The organism is Alphaproteobacteria bacterium (assembly GCA_040216735.1).
Lineage (GTDB): Bacteria > Pseudomonadota > Alphaproteobacteria > SHVP01 > SHVP01 > CALJDF01.
Genome location: JAVJOO010000003.1, coordinates 294,166 through 312,736, shown reverse-complemented (window position 1 = coordinate 312,736; position 18,571 = coordinate 294,166). Strand labels below are relative to the sequence as shown.

The window sequence follows — 18,571 nt, the reverse complement described above, 5'->3', positions numbered from 1 at the left end:
CTCAGTGGCATGCTCCGCGTGACACCGCACCCATATGTGACTTTTTTCGACAGGTTCAAGGATGACTGACGTCACCGAAGAGACGGTAATCGAAATATTACGCGGCGTCCGTGGCACCGACGATGCCAAAGACGTGATCGAACGCGGGCTGATCCAGGGACTGCAAGTCCGCAACGGGCATGTAGCCTTCACGGTCAATGTCGACCCTGAACGCGCCGCCCACTTCGAACCCCTGCGCAAACAATGCGAAGACGCGATTTTCGAGATGCCGGGAGTCTTGTCGGTAACAGCCGTTCTCACGGCTCACCAAGCTTCCGAGGCCCCGCAAAAAGGCGGCGCAAAGGGCGGTATGGCAGCCGGCGACGGTGGGGCTAAAGGAGGGATGGGAACCGGCCGAGGTGGGGGCAACGGCAGTAGCAGCGGCGCGCAAAGCCAGAAGAAGAGCGTTCCAGGTGTGCGCTCGATTCTCGCGGTTGCCTCGGGCAAGGGCGGCGTTGGTAAATCGACGACGGCAGTGAACCTCGCGATGGGCTTCGCCCAAGCCGGCATGCGGGTCGGGCTGATGGACGCGGACATCTACGGACCGAGCGTACCGAAAATGATGGGCCTGACCGGGCGCCCCGACGCGACGCCGGACGGACAAAAGGTGATCCCCAAGGAGAATTTCGGCGTCAAATGCATGTCTATCGGCTTCCTGGTGCCAGAAGACACGCCGATGATCTGGCGCGGCCCGATGGTGATGAGCGCCATTCAGCAACTCCTTTACGAAGTGATGTGGGGCGAGCTCGATATCCTTGTGGTCGACCTACCGCCGGGGACCGGCGACGCGCAATTGACCATGGCCCAGCATGTTCCGATCACCGGCGCCGTTATCGTTTCCACACCGCAGGACGTTGCCCTCCTCGATGTACGCAAGGGTCTGAATATGTTTCGCAAGGTCGACGTGCCGGTCTTCGGCGTGATCGAGAACATGAGCTATTTCCTATGTCCGAGTTGCGGCCACCGTGCGGAAATCTTCGGCCATGGCGGCGCGCGGCAGACCGCCAGCGAAATGAAAACAGAATTCCTCGGCGAAATACCGCTCCACCTGTCGATTCGCGAACATGCGGACGCGGGTACGCCCATCGTAATGGCTGAACCGGACAGTGAGTATGCCGCCGCCTATCGCGCCATCGCCGGCCGGGTTGGTGAGAAAATCGAGCGGGCTCTAGCCGAGGATGCGGTGAGCGCGCCGCGCATCGTCATCGAGTGAGCGCAAGCGCACAGCTGCGCACCGGCCTCGACGCCGTCACCAACGACCGCGTCCCGCTCCGGGAGCACGTCGCGAGAATCGAGCGGCTAGCGGAGGAAGCACCGCATCGGATCGAGGCGCTGCCAACATCGCTCCGCGCAGGTTTCAACTGCTTTGCCTACGCCTTCGATCTATTCGATCAAGCCGACTATGTGCGCATTGCGATCGCCGAGCAACGCGCTGGCGGAAATACATTCTTCGCCAACAGCCGCTTCGCCGAATACTTGGTGTCGATCGGCGCCGTACACCCGATTTGTCGGCGCGATCTGGAAGCGGGCGATATCGCCCTTTATGGCAACCGGACGCAACCGCGCCACGCGGCGCGAATTACAGGTGGCGATCGACTCGTATCGAAATGGGGATTAGGCCACCTCTACCGGCACGGCCTATGGGAAGTACCTGCACGCTATGGGCACACCGTTCGGTTTGTACGACCGACACGGTCGAGTGGCTACCTACCCGAGTTTCACGCATACCTGGAAGCGACACCGGAATGGCCCGCTTTCGCTGCACATCACTTTCCGGAACCGCACCGCACCCAAACGGTACGGGGAGCCCCTGTCCATAACGTCGTTGGCCAAGGACCGAACAAACGGCAATATGTAACCAGAAAATGGGAGACGCCACGATGACCATATTGGTTTTGGGAGTTCTACTATGGTGCGCCGTGCACTTGTTTCCGTCGGTCGCGCCGACGGTGCGGCGGGGGCAGATTGAGCGGCGCCCAGGTGCCTACAAGTCGATCTTTTCCCTCATCGTCATCGCCTCCCTAGCCCTGATCGTTCTCGGATGGCGCACGGCCGAACCTTCCTTTGTGTACGCCGAACCGAGTTGGGGCCGTATCGTCAACATGGCGACGATGCTGCTGGCGCTCATTCTGTTTGCGTCGGGACGGATGAAGACGAACATAAAGCGCTACGTCCGCCATCCCCAGTTGTGCGCCGTATTTCTTTGGTCCGCCGGCCACCTCCTGGCCAACGGCGACTCGCGCTCTCTAATTCTCTTCGGCGGTATCGGACTGTGGTCGTTGGTTGAGATTGTCTTGATCAACAGGCGCAACGGCACCTGGGCCAAGCCCGACCCGGTGCCCATCGGGCGCGATCTAATTCCCGTCGTGGTCGGCGTCGTCCTGTACGCGGTCCTCGGGTGGCTCCACGAATACTTCGCGGGCGTCGCGATCTACTAAGGTTCGCTACCCGTCCAGCCAATCAACCAGCATTTTCGCCAACTCCCGTGTTTCTTCTGCGGTTGCCAGCGTCTCCGGGTTGTCGTGGGGATGCTCCATTTTCGTGCAGCCCGGAATCAGCGCCGCCACTGCATCGAGATTCGGGTAGGGCACATCGTTACGCGCACAGACGGCCAATGTCGGCACCGGAATCAGGGGCAAGCGGTCAGGCGACGGGTAGGTCACCGCGGCGATATAGGCGTGATGGCTGGTTCGAAAGCCTTTGAGAATGTCGACCACATGATCGTGCAAACGGTCGAGCGGCGGCAAGCCGGTGGGCCGCCGGTGAGCTGCATCGCGCGCAGTTCCCGGCCAAAACAAATAGCCGTCGCGCAGGCTCGTCCAGGCATTGAAGAATTGGGTACCGACCTGATCGACCAGATGCCGCTTGTCGAGAGTCTTGGCGTAGTCGCGACCTTGGGGGGTCACCGCCGCACTCATCCCATCGAGGATTACCTTGCGCGTTCGCTTCGGATAATGAATTGCGAATTCGGTGGCGATGCGGGCGCCGGTATGGGTCCCGAAAAGGTCGACGGTGGCAAAACCGCCCTGGGCATCGAGGGCGCGGCATGCAGCGTCCGCGAAGTACGCCATATCGACATCGTCACGCACCGGTGCCGATGAGTCGCCCTGCCCCATTGTGTCCAGGGCAATGACCTGACGCGTTTCGCCCAATGCCAGGATAAGCCGGTCGAGCATTTTCGAAGAACCGGGCGAGCCGTGAAACATCACGAGCGGCGTACCACCCTGTCCGGCAGTCCGATAATGCACCTGCCCTTCGTCGATATCGATGAAGCCGCGGATGGTTTCCATCATGCGCCATCCAACCAGTCGACAAACATCGCCGCCGCCGGTCCGACATCGCCGGGTTGCACGCCGGGCGGATAGTTCTTTTTTGTGCAGTCGGGGATCATCTTGGCGACCGCGCCCATCGCCGCGCCGGAGATATCGCCCTCCGCTGCGGTCAGGAGCGTCGGGACCTGGATATCGGGGAAGCGCTTGCCGTTCTCGTTATTGTCGAAGGCGGCAATATAGGCCTTGTGATAGCTGAACAGATTCTTGAGCAAATCCAGCGTGCGGTCGTGCAAGTCGTCGGCAGCGGGCACGTCGCGATTGCGGCGGTGGGCCGCGTCGCGACGGTAGTAGGGAAACCAGATGAACATGTCCTTGATGACGTGGAACGCCCAGAGGTATTGCGAACCGGTGTAGTCGTAGGGCGGGGTTTCGCGCAGGTGCGCGATATAGTCGTCTTTGAGTTCCCGCGGGGGCAATCCGATCCCGTCGAGAATCAACTTGCCGACCCGATCGGGATACCGAATCGCAACATCCATCGCGGTATGGGCACCGGTATGGGTACCGTAGAGATCGGCCCTGTCGATTTTTAGCGAGTCCAACAACCGCACCATCGCGTCGCCGAAGTATCCAATGTCGGGATTGTCGGCGGCAGGCGGGCAGGAATCGCCCTGCCCGAGGTTATCCGGTGCAAGAGCCCATCGGCTCTGGCCGAGTTGGGCGGTCAGCGGGTTGAGGGTACGCGCCGCAAAGGGAGAGGCATGCATCAGAACCGCGGGCCTTTTGCCATTGTCAGCGTGGGCCTCGCCGGCGGTGTAGTAGTGGACCTGCCCAAGATCGATTGCGGCGAAGCGCCGTTTGATTGTCGTCGTCATGCTATCGTGCCCTAGCGCCGGGCGAAAAAAATGAAATTATAGACGTAACCCTTGACCGGATTGCGATGATGGTCCCCAGGGTGAAATGCACCAAGGGCGCGCAAGGCATGTGCAGCCCGGTCGTAGAAGAACCCGTCATAGCCCAGAGCCACCACACCGGCCAGGGCATCTTCGATCGGCACTTGAGTGTGCTTTTCCTCGATTTCGATCATCAATGTCGGTCGGTCGCGAGCAATGATCTCTCGCGCGCCTTCCAACACTTCGGTCTCGAACCCCTCGACATCGATCTTGATAAACCCGATATCGGTCAGGCCCAAAGCGTCGAGCCGCTCGGCGTTGACCGGTAACGCCGCGTAGTCGTCGTTGACCTTGATCGCACTTAGCGTACCGCCCTGGTTGGAATAACTGCCTTTGCCATAGCGCGGTACCCGGAATTCGACGACGCCGGTCTGGTTAGAAAGTGCGAGGGGCGAGGCAACGACGTTGCGCCCCGCGGTGCGTTGCAGCACCGCAAACATCTTGGGATTCGGCTCGTAGGCATAGACGGTGCGCGCCAACTGCCCCAGGACGAAACTGTAGGTTCCTTTGTTGGCTCCGGCATCGACAGCGTTGCGGTTGCGGTCGACCAGAAATGGCAACAGACGCATCTCAGCCTCGCCCCGCAGGCGTTCTTTCGCGACTTTGTATCGGATATAGAGCCGCGGCGGGACAAGAAACCCTTTGATGCGCTCTTCGACGGTGCGCGGCGGGCTCCAGTCGGTTGCGGGCGCAGTGGCCGTTGCGACGTCGTCAACCGTCATTCCCCCACCCACCTCTGTGCCCGGCTATTCCGCTGCGGCGCTGAGCGGGACGATGGGGCAGTTCGGTTCTCGCTCCACTAGGTCATAGACGAAGAGGAATTTCGCCATGCCTGTGAGAACCGCGGCCACGACGCCGAGTTCATAGAGATCGCCGTCGCTGTAATGAACCCGCAAACGATCGTATAGATCCTTGCTCAGTTCGCCGTGCATGTTGGGCAGGGAAATCTGATCGGCGAGGTCGAGGATCGCCCGCTCGCGCGCATCAAAGCATGGCGCTGCCGGGTCCATGATGTTGTCGATCTTGTCTTGGGCGATCCCTGCCTTGGCGGCTGCCAAACGGTCGCCACGGTTACAGTGGGCGCAGCCGTGAATGCCGGCCAGTCGTAGGCGCAGCAATTCCTTTGTCGGCACATCGACCTGGCCCGCGTAGAACAGGCGTTCGTAAAAATCCTTGCGGTAGAATTCGAAGACGTGGGGCGCGTTGCCGTAGATCTCTACCCGGTCGGCCTCGCCGTGAACCTTCACGTTCTGCTCGTGGGCCGCCTGCATGTAGGGATTGAGGCGCTCAAACGGCACACGCTCGAGATAGGGGTTGGGCATCGTGATCTCCGGTGCTGTGAAGAAACAAAGCGAGGCAACGATTCGGGCCACCGAATCATTTTGACCCGCACACAAACGAAGCCAAAGAACTCTTTTGTTTCGTCGGTCGAACTAAGGATAGGGGTGAACGAACCCAAACCGGCTCGTGCAAAGATGGCTCCCGTCCAAGTCGAACGGCGAGGTGCCCTTCAACGACGGAGTCGTACTATAGCGCAGGAAGGACGATGCGCGGTCACAATCGGTATCCCGAAATTCGATTGGACCTAGGCGGCCCCTAAGCCCAGCTCGGCTTGGTCAGTTCGGTATCTCCATCGGGCAGATCGGGGGCGCCGAGCACCGCTCTGAGTTGGCCGAGCGAACCGCGATTCAGCGGCATCTCGAGGAGGTAACCGTCCTCCAGGACGAACATCAGGCTGTGCAACGTTGCCGGTTCGTCGGTCAGTTTACCCAGCACCGCAACGGCCGGTCGTGGCCGCGCAACTAGGTCGGGCTTCGTACCGTTCGGCAACATTGGCGTTGTCTTGGCGTCGGCCTTGAAGGGGCTGATGGTCATGGTGGGGCCGGAAAACCCGCGGCGGTCGAAACCAACGATTGTCATTGCCGCCCCTCCAACGATCCGACGATGCGGCGAAGCTGATCGACGATCGCCTCACTCATCGGAATATCGATGATCCAGCCGTCGGGTAGTAAGAATTGCAACGCGCTCACCTTTCCGGCGGTTTCAGTGACACCGGCGAGGGCTATCGCTCCTTGGCTGGCGACGCCGGCGACGACATCGACGTCGCAGGACTCGTGAACAACCAAGTCCTGTTTGAGTTGGCCCGCCGAAAGGGATTGAAGCGGCAGACGGTGGTTATGGCGTTTCGAAAGACCGCCGCGTTGTTCGCCATCTTGTTTTGCCATCGCGCCCCCCGCACTCGCCAAATCAGCGAGGAAATCTTTGCGCACTTCCCAGGAGTTGTCACGCGCCTAGTGCGAACAAATCTCGGGAACATTACCTAAAATTGTATATTCTAATCTGTCCTCGAACTGAGCAACCGTGATTTCCAGCGACAGGGGGTGCTTACGCGTCCAGGTCGGCCACCGCCGCCTCGAGCTTGGGCACAATGAGCTCAACAAGCCGGTCGTGTAGGGGATGGGATTGGTAGGCGTCGTGCGCCGCCTTGGTTTCCCAAATCGAGAGATGCACATGGGTGTAGTCGCGGCCGAACGGCGACACATTGGGTCCACGGTGGTAGCCCAAACACCCCGGGAGTTCGACGCGGATCCGTGCGTAGAGCGTCTCGATCTCGCGTTCCTCATCGGCGGTGAAGGGCGCGGTATAGCGCTCCAGTATCACGTGGTAGTAGGCCATCGGGGGGACTCCTCGGGCGATGTCGCCCAAGGGTATCCCATTTCCGATTGCGGTATGTGGGTCGGTATCGGCCAATCTTAACGTCCCGCCATGCGCGCTGGGGGAGGTTCGGTTTTGTTTTTGACCGTGCCTTCGCGTTGGGAGACGGCGTTTGGCTAGACAAGGTAGAGTGGACAACCTCGGCGTTGCGAGCGCGCCCTATGGGCGCAGTCCCTACTAATCCGCGGGAAGGTCGAATGACTCCTTCAGCTCGCGCCATTCGCGGGCCGAGAGGCCGGTGTCCTTGCGGTCAACCTTTTCGCCCCGGAGAATCCGTTTCACTGCGGCGGCCCCCTTCGCCGACAGATGCACGCCGCCTAGGCGATAGTCCATGAAGGCATCGTAGGTCAGCGGTACCCAGCGCCTCAGGGTGTCCAACATCGCATCCGCATAGACACGGATTTCGTACTGCGCGTGGGGGTCGGCACGCAGGGAGAGGAAGTGCAGCAAATTGTGCAGGTTCGTCTTCCAGTACCACTGCGTATAGAAATTAAGCGACAGGTTCATCCGGGCGAGTTCGCGCGCCAGCCCCTTGCGGCTCGGATCCGCGGGTTCGCCGTCTGCGCCTTCGTTCAGCATGTAGGCGTAGTGCGCGTAGTTGTTTTCCGAATCGTCGCGTAACAGCTTGAAGACCTCGGTCGCCTCGTCGCCGGTCAACACCGAATCGCGGCCCTGACGGTTCTGGGCGCTCTGCGCGGCGAGATGTTCGGGTGCCGGCAAGTAGAACTCGTTGTCGAGGATCGAGTACCGGGCCGAGTATTCGTTGACGTTGGCCGTACGGTGACGAATCCACTGGCGCGCGACGAAAATGGGGAGTTTGACGTGGTACTTGATCTCCGCCATTTCGAACGGCGTCGTGTGGCGGTGCCGCATCAAGTAATTGAGCAAGCCGCGATCTTCGGAGACGCGCTTGGTGCCCTTGCCATAGGAAACCCGCGCGGCCTGCACCACGGCATCGTCGTCACCCATATAGTCGACCACCCGGATGAAGCCGTGGTCGAGGATCGGGATGGCCTGGTACAGCACCTCTTCCAGCGCCGGTACCGTAGCTCGGCGGGTCTGGTGCGTTTCCGCCCGTTGGGCGTCGATTTCTTGCTGTTGGTCGGGCGAAACGTGGGGCATGTCAGAGGGGCTACTGTTTACTTGATGTAGGGGTTTTGCGTGGTTCCCCATACTACATCTTGGAAATCCGATTTGACACCCACCCAGGAAGGTTTGCCGCAATTGCCGGGAATCCACCCGTCGGGTTCGGTCCATCTTGACGCCACGGTCGGCGGGATCTCAGGACCGGCAAAAAAGGCGGCGGGTGTGAGCGCCGCCTAAAGCCCGTAGAGCCGTTTTGGGTTGTCGTAGAGGATGGCTTGTTTGGTGGCCTCGTCGATGTCGGTACGGGCGTGCAGGAGATCGATGACGTCGATCTGGGCCGAGGGGTCGGTGTGGCCATAGTCGGTCCCGATAAGGAGCGATTTGGACCCGGCATACTTCAGGACGTAAGCGAGGTCGTCGTCGCTTTGGCAGGTCAGGTGGATGTTGCGGTCGCCAAAGATGTCGGCGGGCATTTTCTCGCCGGAGGAATGCACTCGGCGGGCGAACTCGTTGTAAACCCAGGGCACCCACTGCGCCGCCGATTCGATGAAGCCCCAGCGCAAGTTGGGGAAGTTCTTGTGGACGTCACTCATCAACAACGCCATGCAGCCGACGACGGCCGGAACGCGGGTGATGGTGAACCCTTTGACCGATACCGGACCGGGCGCTTCCATGTGGAAGAGTGTGTTCTTTTGGCTGCCGTTCGCGATGTGCACGGTGATCGGCAGATCGAGGCGTTCGGCTTCTTCGTACATGGGGTAGAAATACGGGTCGGAGAGAAGCCGGTCGCCTTCGAAGGCACGCATGAAGACGCCGACGGCGCCGTTCTTTTTCGCGCGGCGAATTTCTTCGATGGATTCGTCCATCGCCAACGTCGGCGGGATGACGACCCAGCGGAGGCGGTCGGGTGCTTGCTTCCAGATGTCGATCAGCCAGTTGTTGTAGGAACGCGCGAGCGCGGCCTCGGCCTTCGCGTCTTCGGTGAGGCTGGTAAGCCACATCGTGGGGAACAGCACCTGGACGTCGATGCCGAGTTCGTCCATGTGGGCGAGCCGACCGGGGATGTCGGTCATCTCGCGCAGCTCTTTGCGGGTGTTCATGTTGCGGCCCGCAGTCGCGGACATTTTTTTGATTTGTTCGTCGGTGAAACGGCGGATGAACGCAGGCCCCAACACGCCATTGACCATCCAGCCGCCTTCGGCCGGATTCTCGCCCGGTGGCGGGCTAAGGACGGGGCGGTATTTCGCGTCGGCAGGTGCGAGGTAATCCCAGGTGCGCTCAGTTTCGATGACATGCGCGTCGGCGTCGATGACGCGCGTTTTGATCTGTGCATCCATGATCGGGGCCCCTTTTATTCGACGCGCGCATGGTGCGTCGGCGGCCCTAGCGATGCAACTGCGTGCGCCCCGATGCCCGCAGGACGGGCCTGCCTTGGTACGCCGGGTCGGTTCGGTCCCGGGCTAGGCTACACTGAATGTGGCGCCCCACATCGAGGCGGCCCAAGCATTGCGGAGCACCCCATGAAGTTCTTGTTCTTTCACCTGATGCCGTGGGACACCTTTCCCAAGGAAGGCCCCGAATGGCCGGTGAGCAACCGCGACTTCGATCCGGAAAAAGCGACCGCCGTCTACGACACCTATATCGACACGATGGCCTACGCCGAGGATTGCGGTTTCGACGCGGTAGGGTGCAACGAACACCATTTTTCGCCGTTCGGGTTGATGTCGAACCCCAACCTGATCGGATCGGCACTGATCCAGCGGACCAAGACGATCAAGCTCGCGATGGTGGGAAGCCTCGTGCCGCTGTTGAACCCGATTCGCGTCGCTGAGGAATACGCCATGTTGGATGTCATGTCCGGCGGCCGCCTGATGGCCGGGATCCTGCGCGGTATTCCCCATGAATACGTCGCCTACAACGTGCCGCCCGACGAATCGCGGGCGCGCCTGGAAGAAGCCGCCGAGTTAATCGTCAAGGCGTGGACGGCGCGCGAACCCTTCGGCTGGAAAGGTCACTACTACAACTTCCCTGCCGTCTCGATTTGGCCGCGGCCGCGCCAGCAACCGCACCCGCCGATTATCATGTCGGCCAGCAACGACGACTCGGCCCGCACGGCAGCGCGCCACCGCGCGATCATGGGCCTGGCGCTGGTGCCCGACCTCAAGGTGGCCAAGCATTTGATCGACACCTATATGGAGGCCGCGCACGAGGCCGGCTGGCACCCAACGCCCGACCATGTGCTGGTCGGTCTGAATACCTGTATCGCCGAGACCAGTGCGGCAGCCCAGGCGGAACTCGCCAAAGGCTCTGCCTACTTCGGCAAAGTGCTGCTCGGCGGCCCCCGGACCGCGCAGAAATTGGTCCTGCAAAAGTCGCGTTACTTCGCCGACGACGATGTGAAGAAAGAATTCGTCGGGCGCATCCAAAACGCTAAGGAAAGGACCTTGCAGGAAAGCATCGACGCGGGCGTGACCCTATGCGGCACGCCCGACGAGGTCGTCACCCAGATCGAACGGGTGCGCGAGGAGTTAGGCTGCGGCTGGATCAACATGAACATGAAGATCGGCAATGTGCCCAACGTCGGCGTCCGCCGTTCGATGGAGCTGTTCCGCGATCATGTCCGCCCAGCGTTTCCCGTAGCCAAAGGCGAGGCCATCGCCGCCGAATAGACTCCGGGTCCGGCTAGACCAAGCGACTCAGACGCGCGAGGTCTATGCTGGCGATCCCGCGATCGAGGAACAAGCGTCGGCAACTATGATTATACTGTACCCGCCTACTTGGTTCCCAAACGCGGACATGCAGCCGATGACATCGCCGATTACTCTCCGAAAAAAATCATGCTGCCACTGACAGGCCTCCGCGTTGTCGCGGTCGAGCAATACGGGGCCGGTCCGTTCGGCACCCAATACCTGTCCGACTTCGGCGCCGAGGTGATCAAGATCGAATCGCCCGACGGCGGCGATGTCTCGCGCAGCGTCGGCCCCTTTTTCATGGAGGGCGCCGACGACGGCGACAGCGCCGCCAGCCTGTTTTACCAAGGCCTCAATCGCAACAAACGGAGCCTAACCCTCGACCTCAAGAGCGCGGCGGGCCAGGAAATCCTGCACGCTCTCGTGGCCACGGCCGACGCAGTGTGCAACAACCTGCGCGGCGACGTCCCAGCGAAACTCGGCCTCACCTACGATGCACTGAAACACCTCAAGCCGGCTTTGGTTTGTGCACACCTGTCCGCGTATGGGCGCGACAACGAGCGCGCCGCGTGGCCGGGATACGATTTCCTGATGCAAGCCGAGACCGGTTATTTCTCGGTGACCGGCGAACCCGACGGTCCACCGGCGCGGATGGGACTGTCGATCGTCGACCTGATGGCAGGGTTGTCGATGTCCTTCGGGTTAGTGTCGTCGGTAATGCAGGCGCGCCAAACCGGAATCGGGCGCGACGTCGATGTGAACCTGTTCGATACCGCGCTCTACAACCTCAATTACATCGGCCATTGGTATCTTGGTGCCGGCCACAATCAGGGACGCGAGCCCCGATCTGCCCATGCGTCGCTGGTGCCGTGTCAGCTTTACAAAACCGGCGACGGCTGGATTTACCTGATGTGCAACAAAGAAAAGTTTTGGGGCATTCTGTGCGATCTAATGGAACGGGCAGACCTGAAGACCGATCCCCGGTTCCTGACTTTCAAGGAACGGCTGGTACACCGCGACGAACTAACGCCGTTGATCGACGCGGCGCTGGCACCAAAAACGACCGCACAATGGCTGGGAGTCTTTCAGGGGCGTGTCCCCGCCGCGCCGCTGCTCGACGTCGCCCAGGCGTTGGAGAACCCGTTCGTGCGCGACCGCGGGCGGATCGCCGCGGCGACCACGCCGGACGGTCGGGATGTAGATCTGTTGGCCAGCCCAATTCACCTGAAAGGCGAAACCTATCCGCAGCGCGCCGCCCCGGCGTTAGGCACCGATAGCGACGATATATTGAGCGAGCTAGGCTTCGACGCCGCTCAGATCGCCGCCTTGCGGGCGCAACGCGTCATCTGACGATCCGGGCGGGACTGCCGGTCCGGCACGTTGCAAACATGCGGATTCAGCCTGACACCGCGAGCACCAGGGTAGCGCACACCCCGCCTTTACAACCGAGGCGGGATTCGATGCAATGCTCTCGAACAGTCGGGAGGCAGCGGTGCCGGAAGTGACGGTAATGGGCCAGGACGGCCACCTGCTCGAAGTGAACGGGATAAAACGCGGCGCGCTGTCGCCGGCCGGCAAGCCTGTGCCCGTCGGGGTCGGGTGGGTGACGTTCGCCGCGACTCTCGGTGACGGAACGCCGCACCGCAGCGACGACCGCTACATCTTGCCGGTCAACAACGACGCTGTCGATTTGACATGATTCGCCTCGCGACGCTTGTCACCGTCTTGCTTGGGGTGGTCGCCTGCACGGCGCCGATCCGCAATGCCGAGCTCGCGGTGCTGGACTCCGATGCGGGCTACCGCTTCCATACCGTCAACCACGGCACGCGCGACGACATCATGGTGGTGATGAGCATGTCGGGCGGCGGAACGCGCGCGGCGGCGCTTGCAGCCGGCGCCCTGCGGGGGCTTCACGACGCACGGTTTGCCGACGGTTCGGGACTCGACACCGAAATAGATATTCTGTCGTCGGTGTCGGGTGGCAGCGTCACGGCCGCCTATTTCGCGCGCCACGGCTATGGCGGGCTCGACGCGTTGGAGCAGGGGTTCCTGCGCCAAGACGTCATCGGCGATTTGGTGGCGGCGGGTCTCAACCCGGTCAACCTCGCGCGTTTGCCGACACCGTCCTATGCCCGGATCGACTGGTTGATCGCCGCGTTCCACAAGCGTCTCTTTGCCGAAGGCGAAACCTTCGCGACATTGCTCCAGCGGGATGGGCCACAACCCTATTTAATCGTGAATGCCGGCGATGTGACCGCCGAAGCGGTCTTCCCCTTTACCCAAGACCGCTTCGATTTGATTTGCTCGGACCTCATCGAGATGAAGTTGGCCGACGCTGTGGCGGCATCGGCAGCCTTTCCCCTCGCCCTCAGCGCGGTCACGCTGACGAACTATTCGCCGTGCCCGGCACAGGACCGCGCCTGGCCCGATCATCCGCCATTGCGAATCATCAACCCGCTTAGTACGTCGGCCTACGACAATCCCCAGGTTCGGCGGCGCGCGGCACGTGAATGGGCCTATTTGAACCGCTCATACCCGGACGATTATCTGAACGGCACCGGCGATATCGATCAAAGCCGACCACCGCGGCGAAAGGATTGGCTGAGCAAGCTGCCCCCCGACGAAGGCAGACGGTTCATTCATTTGCTCGACGGCGGGATTGCCGACAATCTCGGGTTGTCGGAACCGCTTTACTTGTTGTCCTCGGAAAACTCACCGGCCCTTGCGCGCGGTCGCGACGGCACTATCAAAAACCTCGTCCAGGCGATCTGCGAGAAGGACATCGGGACCATTTTGTTTGTCGTCGTCAACGCCCGGTCGGATCGGCAGAGCGCGTTGGACCGCCGACCGACGCCGCCGGGGCTGGTCGCGATGCTGACCGGCACCACGAGCAGCGCCATCGACGGCAGTACCTTTGGTATCCTCGACCGGCTTGATACGGTGACCAAGGAGTTGTTAAGGACGAACCGCGCGTGCGATCCGGGCGCCGTGCAGGACTTGGTGATTCTAAATGTGCCTGTCGATTTCGATTTTATCGACGACCCGGCGTGTCGCCAACGTTTCCAGGACATGGCGACCACCTGGACGCTGCCGGACCGCCAGATCGACGCGCTCTTAACGGTGGGCGCGGCCCTCGTCGCCAAGGGTCTCGGCGCCGCGCCCGGGGACGGCAGTCAGCCGAGCCCCCTCGCCCGGCTCGGGCTCACGTCTTTGATCGCCGAGACGCTACCGACGGCTTGCGACGCCGCCAAAGCCGGTTAGACCCTAGCCCCTTCAAATCCACCACTTGGTCGCCTATATAGGGAGTGCCGGTTTACCGGCTATGGCGATAAACGCTTCACGGAATAGGCGTAGCGGACCCGGGGGCAGTACCCGGCGCCTCCACCACAAACACACGGAACCCGCCGATTCGGGTCGCGGTTCGTTTTAGACCGTGTGTTTTTGATGGGGGCGAATCAGGATCGACGCGCGTAATAAAGGTGGAGTTTTTGCCCGGCATGGTACCACCGTTATCGGGCTGTATCTAAAAGTGCCAACGACAATGAAATGGCGCTCGCTGCTTAGTCATAAGTAAGCGCGGTTCGGGGGGGTACCGGGCAACAGAAGCCCCCCCACTTCAAATCTCCGTCCACTCCAGTCCCAACGCGGCGTCCCCCCTTGGATTCCGCGGCAAGCGGTCTAGTATGTGCGCCCGACGGGAGTTTCGACGACATGCGCGATCACTACAACTATCCAACAATGGTCGATACGGCACTGCGCGGTGTGGTCCGTTCGGTGTTGAAGCGCGTTCAGGAACAGGGCCTGCGCGGCAATCATCATTTGTATCTCTCGTTCCTCACTCATTTTCCCGGCGTCGTCATTGCCGACTACCTGCGCAGCAAGTACCCCAAAGAAATGACCGTCGTCTTGCAGCACCAGTACTGGGATCTCGATGTGACCGACGATGGGTTCGATCTCACTTTGTCCTTCCACAAAGTGCCGGAACGATTGACGATCCCCTTTGCCGCGCTAACCGGTTTTGCCGACCCCAGCGTTCAATTCGGCCTGCAATTTCAACCGGACCGGAGCCGCGTCGAGACCGGTCCGACCGGCGACAGCAGCGGCCCCACCCCGATTGGGGCGGGCGGAGCGATGGTCACGGTCGGCAGTAACGCCGATGACGCTGAACCCGACGCTGCACCCGACAAAACCCCCGATGTACCCGCTGGCGAAAAAGTCGTCGCGCTGGACCAGTTCCGCAAAAAATAGCCGATCGTGCGGCCACGCGCCGCGGAGGAGAACCGATGGTCGCGTTCCAATACCAGGACATGTTTCCGCTTGGGCCGGACGAAACGCCCTACCGACAGCTGAGCGACGAATTCGTCAGCACCATCGATGTTGGTGGCAACGAAGTCGTGCGAGTCGAACCTCAGGCTTTATCCCTGCTGACCGAGCAGGCGATGCGTGACATCGCCCATTTGCTGCGCCCAGGCCACCTGCAACAACTGCGCAATATCATGGACGACCCCGACGCGTCCGATAACGACCGCTATGTCGCCTACGAGCTGCTCAAGAACGCCAACATCGCGGCCGGGATGATCCTCCCAGGCTGTCAGGATACCGGTACGGCGATCGTCATGGCTTACAAGGGTCAGAATATCTGGACCCCCGGAAACGACGCCGAAGCGATTTCGCGCGGCGTCTTCTCCACCTATACCGAATCCTACCTGCGCTATTCGCAGATGTCGGCCCTCTCGATGTACGACGAGGTCAATACCGGCAGCAATCTGCCGGCACAGATCGACATCTATGCCAGCGACGGCGATACCTACAAATTTCTGTTTATGGCAAAGGGCGGCGGTTCGGCCAACAAGACGTTCCTCTACCAACAGACCCGCGCAGTCCTAAACCCGGATGGGTTGTTGGCATTTCTCGACGAAAAAATCCGGTCGCTCGGTACGGCCGCGTGCCCGCCCTACCACCTCGCGATCGTGGTCGGCGGCACCTCGGCCGAAATGAACCTGAAGACTGTCAAGTTGGCCAGCACCCGATACCTCGATACGTTGCCGACCGCCGGGAACGAACATGGCCAAGCCTTTCGCGACCTGGAAACCGAAGCGCGAGTCCATGAACTGACCCAGACGATGGGGATCGGCGCGCAGTTCGGCGGAAAGTATTTCTGCCACGACGTGCGCGTCATCCGTTTGCCGCGCCACGGGGCGAGCGTGCCCATCGGAATCGGCGTGTCGTGTTCAGCCGACCGGCAGGCCAAGGGCAAAATCACCCGCGAGGGCGTCTTTCTTGAGCAACTGGAAACCAACCCGGCCAAATACATGCCCGAGGTGCCCGAGGGCGAGCTCGGCGGCGACGTGGTGCAGATCGACCTCAACCGGCCGATGGCCGAAATCCTCAAGCAGCTTTCCAGCTACCCGATTCGGACCCGCCTGTCGCTGAACGGACCGATGATTGTTGCCCGCGACATCGCCCACGCGAAAATCAAAGAACGCCTCGCGGGCGGTGGCGGCATGCCGCAATATATGAAGGATCACATGGTCTACTACGCTGGACCGGCCAAGACACCCGAGGGGTATGCCTCGGGGTCGTTCGGGCCAACCACCGCGGGCCGTATGGATTCCTACGTCGACGAATTCATGGCTGCAGGCGGCAGTATGATTTCGCTCGCCAAGGGCAACCGCTCGCCCATGGTCCGCCAAGCGTGCGGCAAACACGGCGGGTTCTATCTCGGCTCGATCGGCGGCCCCGCCGCGCGCCTTGCCCAGGACTGCATCAAGAAGGTCGAGGTTCTGGAATACCCCGAGCTCGGGATGGAAGCGGTGTGGCGCATCGAGGTCGAAGACTTCCCGGCCTTCATCGTGATCGACGACAAAGGCAATGACTTTTTTGTCGGGACCGTCGAGCGAAAAGCCGCCTAGGGCCGCTGACTTGGCGATCGCGATCCGCGAAACGGAACCCGGTGATGCGGGGCGGCTCATTGCCCTGCAAGTCGCGTACTACGGAACCCGTTGGGATTTCCCAGCGCGCTTCTTCGAGGCCAAGATCACGCGCGAAATCGGCGAGTTCCTGGCTCGGCGCGACGATCCGCGAAATAGAATGTGGCGCGCCGACGACGACGGCACCTATGTCGGTGGAATCGCCATCGACGGCAGCATCGACCCACCGGCGGCATTGCTCCGCTGGTTCATTCTTGGCGAGTCCGCGCATGGCAACGGTACCGGTCGACGATTGATGGATGCGGCGATGGCGTTCTGCCATGCAAACAAACTTCCCAAGATCTATTTAGCGACGTTCGCGGGCCTCGACGCCGCACGCCATCTTTACGAAAAGGCGGGATTTCGCTTGATCAACGAGTACGAAAGCACGACCTGGGGGAAGCCTCTTGTCGAACAGCGCTTCGAATGTTTGCTGGACGGCAAACAAACATGAGCGTCTTACCGGATGTCTTGACCCACGATCTCGACGTCGTGTTCTGCGGATCAGCCGCCGGCACCGAATCGGCACGGCAGGACGCCTACTATGCCGGGCCCGGCAACAAATTCTGGAAGACCCTGGCCAAGGTGGGGTTGACCGACCGGCCCTTGGGACCGAACGAATACCTCCTGTTACTGACCTACCGCATTGGCTTGACCGACATGAACAAGGTCGAGTCCGGGGGCGATGCCGCGCTGACGAAATCGAGCGACGATCCGAATCGCCTGCGGACGCTGATTACCGACCACTCGCCCCGGTTCCTGGCATTTAACGGCAAGCGCGCCGCAAAGGCCTACTTCGGCCGCGACGTGAAGTATGGCCGCCAACCCGAAGGCATTGGCGAGACGGCGGTCTACGTTCTGCCATCCACCTCGGGCGCGGCGTCAGGTCATTGGGACTTCGGTCCGTGGCAGGAATTCGCCGAACACGTCCGCCAGCGCCGCGTCTTTTCCCGGGCGGAACCCGAACTCGACTCGCTGACGCCAGAAGCACGGGAGGACATGCGGGTTTCGTTGAACCGCCGTCTGTACCACCGCATCGGCCTGGATTTGCGCAAAAAGCGCGATGAGAGTGAATTCGCCTCGCGGATGACATCCGATGCGCAAATCCGCCGCCTGAAACGCGTCGCCGAAGACACGGCGGTGGCTTTCCTCGACGGTCCTGCAGCCTTTCTCGGCGTCGCAACGGACGGGCTGGATGCCGTGGTCGACGACTTCTTTACCGCCTATCCGGAACGCCCGGTGCAGGATAACGAGGGCGGCACCAAGTTCTGCGATTCGTTTTGGATCTATCTGTTGGGCCGCTCTATCGGCCCCGACTTCATCGTCGAGAGCGGCGTCCATCGCGGCCACTCCACCTGGCTATTACGGCAAGGTGGCCCGCGCGCGGAAATGCATTGTTTCGACGTGAGTTTTCGAAATCTCGTATGGCGCGACGACGGCGCGGTCTACCACGAGAACGATTGGATGGCGGACGGCGTGACCGCGCCCGAGACCGCTAATGTCCTGGCCTATTTCGACGACCATATCAGCCACGCCCGGCGTATCGTCGAAGCCCATGCCCGTGGATTTCGCACGCTGCTGTTCGACGACGATTTTCCGGCGCACCACCTCCACGCGACCGGCCATCCACCCTTGCCTACCCTAGCCATGATCGCCGACGACACCTTGAAGGATGGCGATGAGATCACCTGGTACCGCCATGGCACGGCGAAATCCTGGAAGGTGGATATCGCGACGCACCACGCCGCGCGCGCGCTGATCGCGCATTACGCGAAGACGCCCGACCTCGGCCCACTGCTGCGGATGCGGCCTCAGTCGGGAATCGCGGTCGTTCGGCTCAAGGACTAGGC

20 protein-coding genes and 1 other RNA gene are annotated in these 18,571 nt (G+C 61.4%); 12 read left to right on the top strand and 9 right to left on the bottom strand.

Annotated features, from left to right (window positions below):
* Positions 1 to 61 precede the first annotated feature (61 nt).
* Genes apbC through RID42_09580 form a run of 3 tightly spaced genes read left to right on the top strand, consistent with a single transcriptional unit; the run spans position 62 to position 2,477 of the window.
* On the top strand, positions 62 to 1,252 hold the full coding sequence (apbC, locus tag RID42_09590; GenBank protein ID MEQ8247923.1) for an iron-sulfur cluster carrier protein ApbC: 1,191 nt from the start codon (positions 62 to 64) through the stop codon (positions 1,250 to 1,252).
* Positions 1,249 to 1,923 (top strand): hypothetical protein, encoded by a 675-nt coding sequence (locus tag RID42_09585; protein ID MEQ8247922.1) that lies wholly within the window; start codon positions 1,249 to 1,251, stop codon positions 1,921 to 1,923. The genes apbC and RID42_09585 overlap by 4 nt, the downstream gene beginning before the upstream one ends.
* Complete coding sequence (locus RID42_09580) at positions 1,920 to 2,477, top strand: NnrU family protein (GenBank protein MEQ8247921.1); 558 nt, start codon at positions 1,920 to 1,922, stop codon at positions 2,475 to 2,477. Before RID42_09585 ends, RID42_09580 begins: the two co-directional genes overlap by 4 nt.
* A gap of 6 nt (positions 2,478 to 2,483) precedes the next feature.
* Here the strand turns inward: RID42_09580 and RID42_09575 are convergent, their stop codons facing one another.
* The 9 genes from RID42_09575 to RID42_09535 form a co-directional block, all read right to left on the bottom strand.
* Complete coding sequence (locus RID42_09575) at positions 2,484 to 3,332, bottom strand: alpha/beta hydrolase (GenBank protein MEQ8247920.1); 849 nt, start codon at positions 3,330 to 3,332, stop codon at positions 2,484 to 2,486.
* The gene (locus RID42_09570) at positions 3,329 to 4,183 is read right to left on the bottom strand and encodes an alpha/beta hydrolase (protein MEQ8247919.1); all 855 of its coding nucleotides are present in this window, start codon (positions 4,181 to 4,183) and stop codon (positions 3,329 to 3,331) included. The genes RID42_09575 and RID42_09570 overlap by 4 nt, the downstream gene beginning before the upstream one ends.
* Before the next feature lie 11 nt (positions 4,184 to 4,194).
* Complete coding sequence (locus tag RID42_09565; GenBank protein MEQ8247918.1) at positions 4,195 to 4,983, bottom strand: FkbM family methyltransferase; 789 nt, start codon at positions 4,981 to 4,983, stop codon at positions 4,195 to 4,197.
* A 24-nt stretch (positions 4,984 to 5,007) separates the two neighbouring features.
* Positions 5,008 to 5,634 (bottom strand): carboxymuconolactone decarboxylase family protein, encoded by a 627-nt coding sequence (locus RID42_09560; protein ID MEQ8247917.1) that lies wholly within the window; start codon positions 5,632 to 5,634, stop codon positions 5,008 to 5,010.
* A gap of 223 nt (positions 5,635 to 5,857) precedes the next feature.
* Positions 5,858 to 6,181 (bottom strand): hypothetical protein, encoded by a 324-nt coding sequence (locus RID42_09555; protein MEQ8247916.1) that lies wholly within the window; start codon positions 6,179 to 6,181, stop codon positions 5,858 to 5,860.
* Positions 6,178 to 6,486, bottom strand: coding sequence for a hypothetical protein (locus RID42_09550; GenBank protein MEQ8247915.1), 309 nt, complete (start codon positions 6,484 to 6,486; stop codon positions 6,178 to 6,180). Before RID42_09550 ends, RID42_09555 begins: the two co-directional genes overlap by 4 nt.
* Positions 6,487 to 6,646: 160 nt before the next feature.
* A complete protein-coding gene (locus tag RID42_09545; protein ID MEQ8247914.1) occupies positions 6,647 to 6,937 on the bottom strand; it encodes a Dabb family protein in 291 nt (96 codons plus the stop codon).
* 216 nt (positions 6,938 to 7,153) lie between these two features.
* Positions 7,154 to 8,098 carry an FAD-dependent thymidylate synthase gene (thyX, locus tag RID42_09540; protein MEQ8247913.1) on the bottom strand — a complete coding sequence of 315 codons (945 nt, stop codon included), beginning with the start codon at positions 8,096 to 8,098 and terminating at the stop codon, positions 7,154 to 7,156.
* A gap of 197 nt (positions 8,099 to 8,295) precedes the next feature.
* On the bottom strand, positions 8,296 to 9,399 hold the full coding sequence (locus RID42_09535) for an amidohydrolase family protein (GenBank protein ID MEQ8247912.1): 1,104 nt from the start codon (positions 9,397 to 9,399) through the stop codon (positions 8,296 to 8,298).
* A gap of 183 nt (positions 9,400 to 9,582) precedes the next feature.
* Between RID42_09535 and RID42_09530 the strand changes: the two genes are divergently transcribed.
* The 9 genes from RID42_09530 (at position 9,583) to RID42_09490 (ending at position 18,569) form a co-directional block, all read left to right on the top strand.
* The gene (locus RID42_09530) at positions 9,583 to 10,731 is read left to right on the top strand and encodes an LLM class flavin-dependent oxidoreductase (protein MEQ8247911.1); all 1,149 of its coding nucleotides are present in this window, start codon (positions 9,583 to 9,585) and stop codon (positions 10,729 to 10,731) included.
* 165 nt (positions 10,732 to 10,896) lie between these two features.
* Positions 10,897 to 12,102, top strand: coding sequence for a CoA transferase (locus RID42_09525; protein ID MEQ8247910.1), 1,206 nt, complete (start codon positions 10,897 to 10,899; stop codon positions 12,100 to 12,102).
* 115 nt (positions 12,103 to 12,217) lie between these two features.
* Positions 12,218 to 12,451 carry a hypothetical protein gene (locus tag RID42_09520; GenBank protein MEQ8247909.1) on the top strand — a complete coding sequence of 78 codons (234 nt, stop codon included), beginning with the start codon at positions 12,218 to 12,220 and terminating at the stop codon, positions 12,449 to 12,451.
* Positions 12,448 to 14,013 carry a patatin-like phospholipase family protein gene (locus RID42_09515; GenBank protein ID MEQ8247908.1) on the top strand — a complete coding sequence of 522 codons (1,566 nt, stop codon included), beginning with the start codon at positions 12,448 to 12,450 and terminating at the stop codon, positions 14,011 to 14,013. The genes RID42_09520 and RID42_09515 overlap by 4 nt, the downstream gene beginning before the upstream one ends.
* A 7-nt stretch (positions 14,014 to 14,020) precedes the next feature.
* Positions 14,021 to 14,368: a transfer-messenger RNA gene (ssrA, locus tag RID42_09510) on the top strand.
* 41 nt (positions 14,369 to 14,409) lie between these two features.
* On the top strand, positions 14,410 to 15,000 hold the full coding sequence (locus RID42_09505) for a ClpXP protease specificity-enhancing factor SspB (GenBank protein ID MEQ8247907.1): 591 nt from the start codon (positions 14,410 to 14,412) through the stop codon (positions 14,998 to 15,000).
* Positions 15,001 to 15,035: 35 nt separating this feature from the next.
* On the top strand, positions 15,036 to 16,664 hold the full coding sequence (locus RID42_09500; protein MEQ8247906.1) for a fumarate hydratase: 1,629 nt from the start codon (positions 15,036 to 15,038) through the stop codon (positions 16,662 to 16,664).
* Entirely contained in the window at positions 16,624 to 17,175 is a 552-nt protein-coding gene (locus tag RID42_09495) for a GNAT family N-acetyltransferase (GenBank protein MEQ8247905.1), read from the top strand. The genes RID42_09500 and RID42_09495 overlap by 41 nt, the downstream gene beginning before the upstream one ends.
* Positions 17,172 to 18,569, top strand: coding sequence for a mismatch-specific DNA-glycosylase (locus RID42_09490; protein MEQ8247904.1), 1,398 nt, complete (start codon positions 17,172 to 17,174; stop codon positions 18,567 to 18,569). Before RID42_09495 ends, RID42_09490 begins: the two co-directional genes overlap by 4 nt.
* The last annotated feature ends 2 nt before the right edge of the window (positions 18,570 to 18,571 follow it).

Bases quoted from the DNA above. Each gene is read 5' to 3' on its own strand.
- apbC (MEQ8247923.1), top strand. From the start codon at position 62: ATGACTGACGTCACCGAAGAGACGGTAATCGAAATATTACGCGGCGTC.
- RID42_09580 (MEQ8247921.1), top strand. From the start codon at position 1,920: ATGACCATATTGGTTTTGGGAGTTCTACTATGGTGCGCCGTGCACTTG.
- RID42_09575 (MEQ8247920.1), bottom strand. From the start codon at position 3,332: ATGATGGAAACCATCCGCGGCTTCATCGATATCGACGAAGGGCAGGTG.
- RID42_09570 (MEQ8247919.1), bottom strand. From the start codon at position 4,183: ATGACGACGACAATCAAACGGCGCTTCGCCGCAATCGATCTTGGGCAG.
- RID42_09565 (MEQ8247918.1), bottom strand. From the start codon at position 4,983: ATGACGGTTGACGACGTCGCAACGGCCACTGCGCCCGCAACCGACTGG.
- RID42_09555 (MEQ8247916.1), bottom strand. From the start codon at position 6,181: ATGACAATCGTTGGTTTCGACCGCCGCGGGTTTTCCGGCCCCACCATG.
- RID42_09550 (MEQ8247915.1), bottom strand. From the start codon at position 6,486: ATGGCAAAACAAGATGGCGAACAACGCGGCGGTCTTTCGAAACGCCAT.
- RID42_09545 (MEQ8247914.1), bottom strand. From the start codon at position 6,937: ATGGCCTACTACCACGTGATACTGGAGCGCTATACCGCGCCCTTCACC.
- thyX (MEQ8247913.1), bottom strand. From the start codon at position 8,098: ATGCCCCACGTTTCGCCCGACCAACAGCAAGAAATCGACGCCCAACGG.
- RID42_09535 (MEQ8247912.1), bottom strand. From the start codon at position 9,399: ATGGATGCACAGATCAAAACGCGCGTCATCGACGCCGACGCGCATGTC.
- RID42_09530 (MEQ8247911.1), top strand. From the start codon at position 9,583: ATGAAGTTCTTGTTCTTTCACCTGATGCCGTGGGACACCTTTCCCAAG.
- RID42_09520 (MEQ8247909.1), top strand. From the start codon at position 12,218: ATGCTCTCGAACAGTCGGGAGGCAGCGGTGCCGGAAGTGACGGTAATG.
- RID42_09515 (MEQ8247908.1), top strand. From the start codon at position 12,448: ATGATTCGCCTCGCGACGCTTGTCACCGTCTTGCTTGGGGTGGTCGCC.
- RID42_09500 (MEQ8247906.1), top strand. From the start codon at position 15,036: ATGGTCGCGTTCCAATACCAGGACATGTTTCCGCTTGGGCCGGACGAA.
- RID42_09495 (MEQ8247905.1), top strand. From the start codon at position 16,624: ATGACTTTTTTGTCGGGACCGTCGAGCGAAAAGCCGCCTAGGGCCGCT.
- RID42_09490 (MEQ8247904.1), top strand. From the start codon at position 17,172: ATGAGCGTCTTACCGGATGTCTTGACCCACGATCTCGACGTCGTGTTC.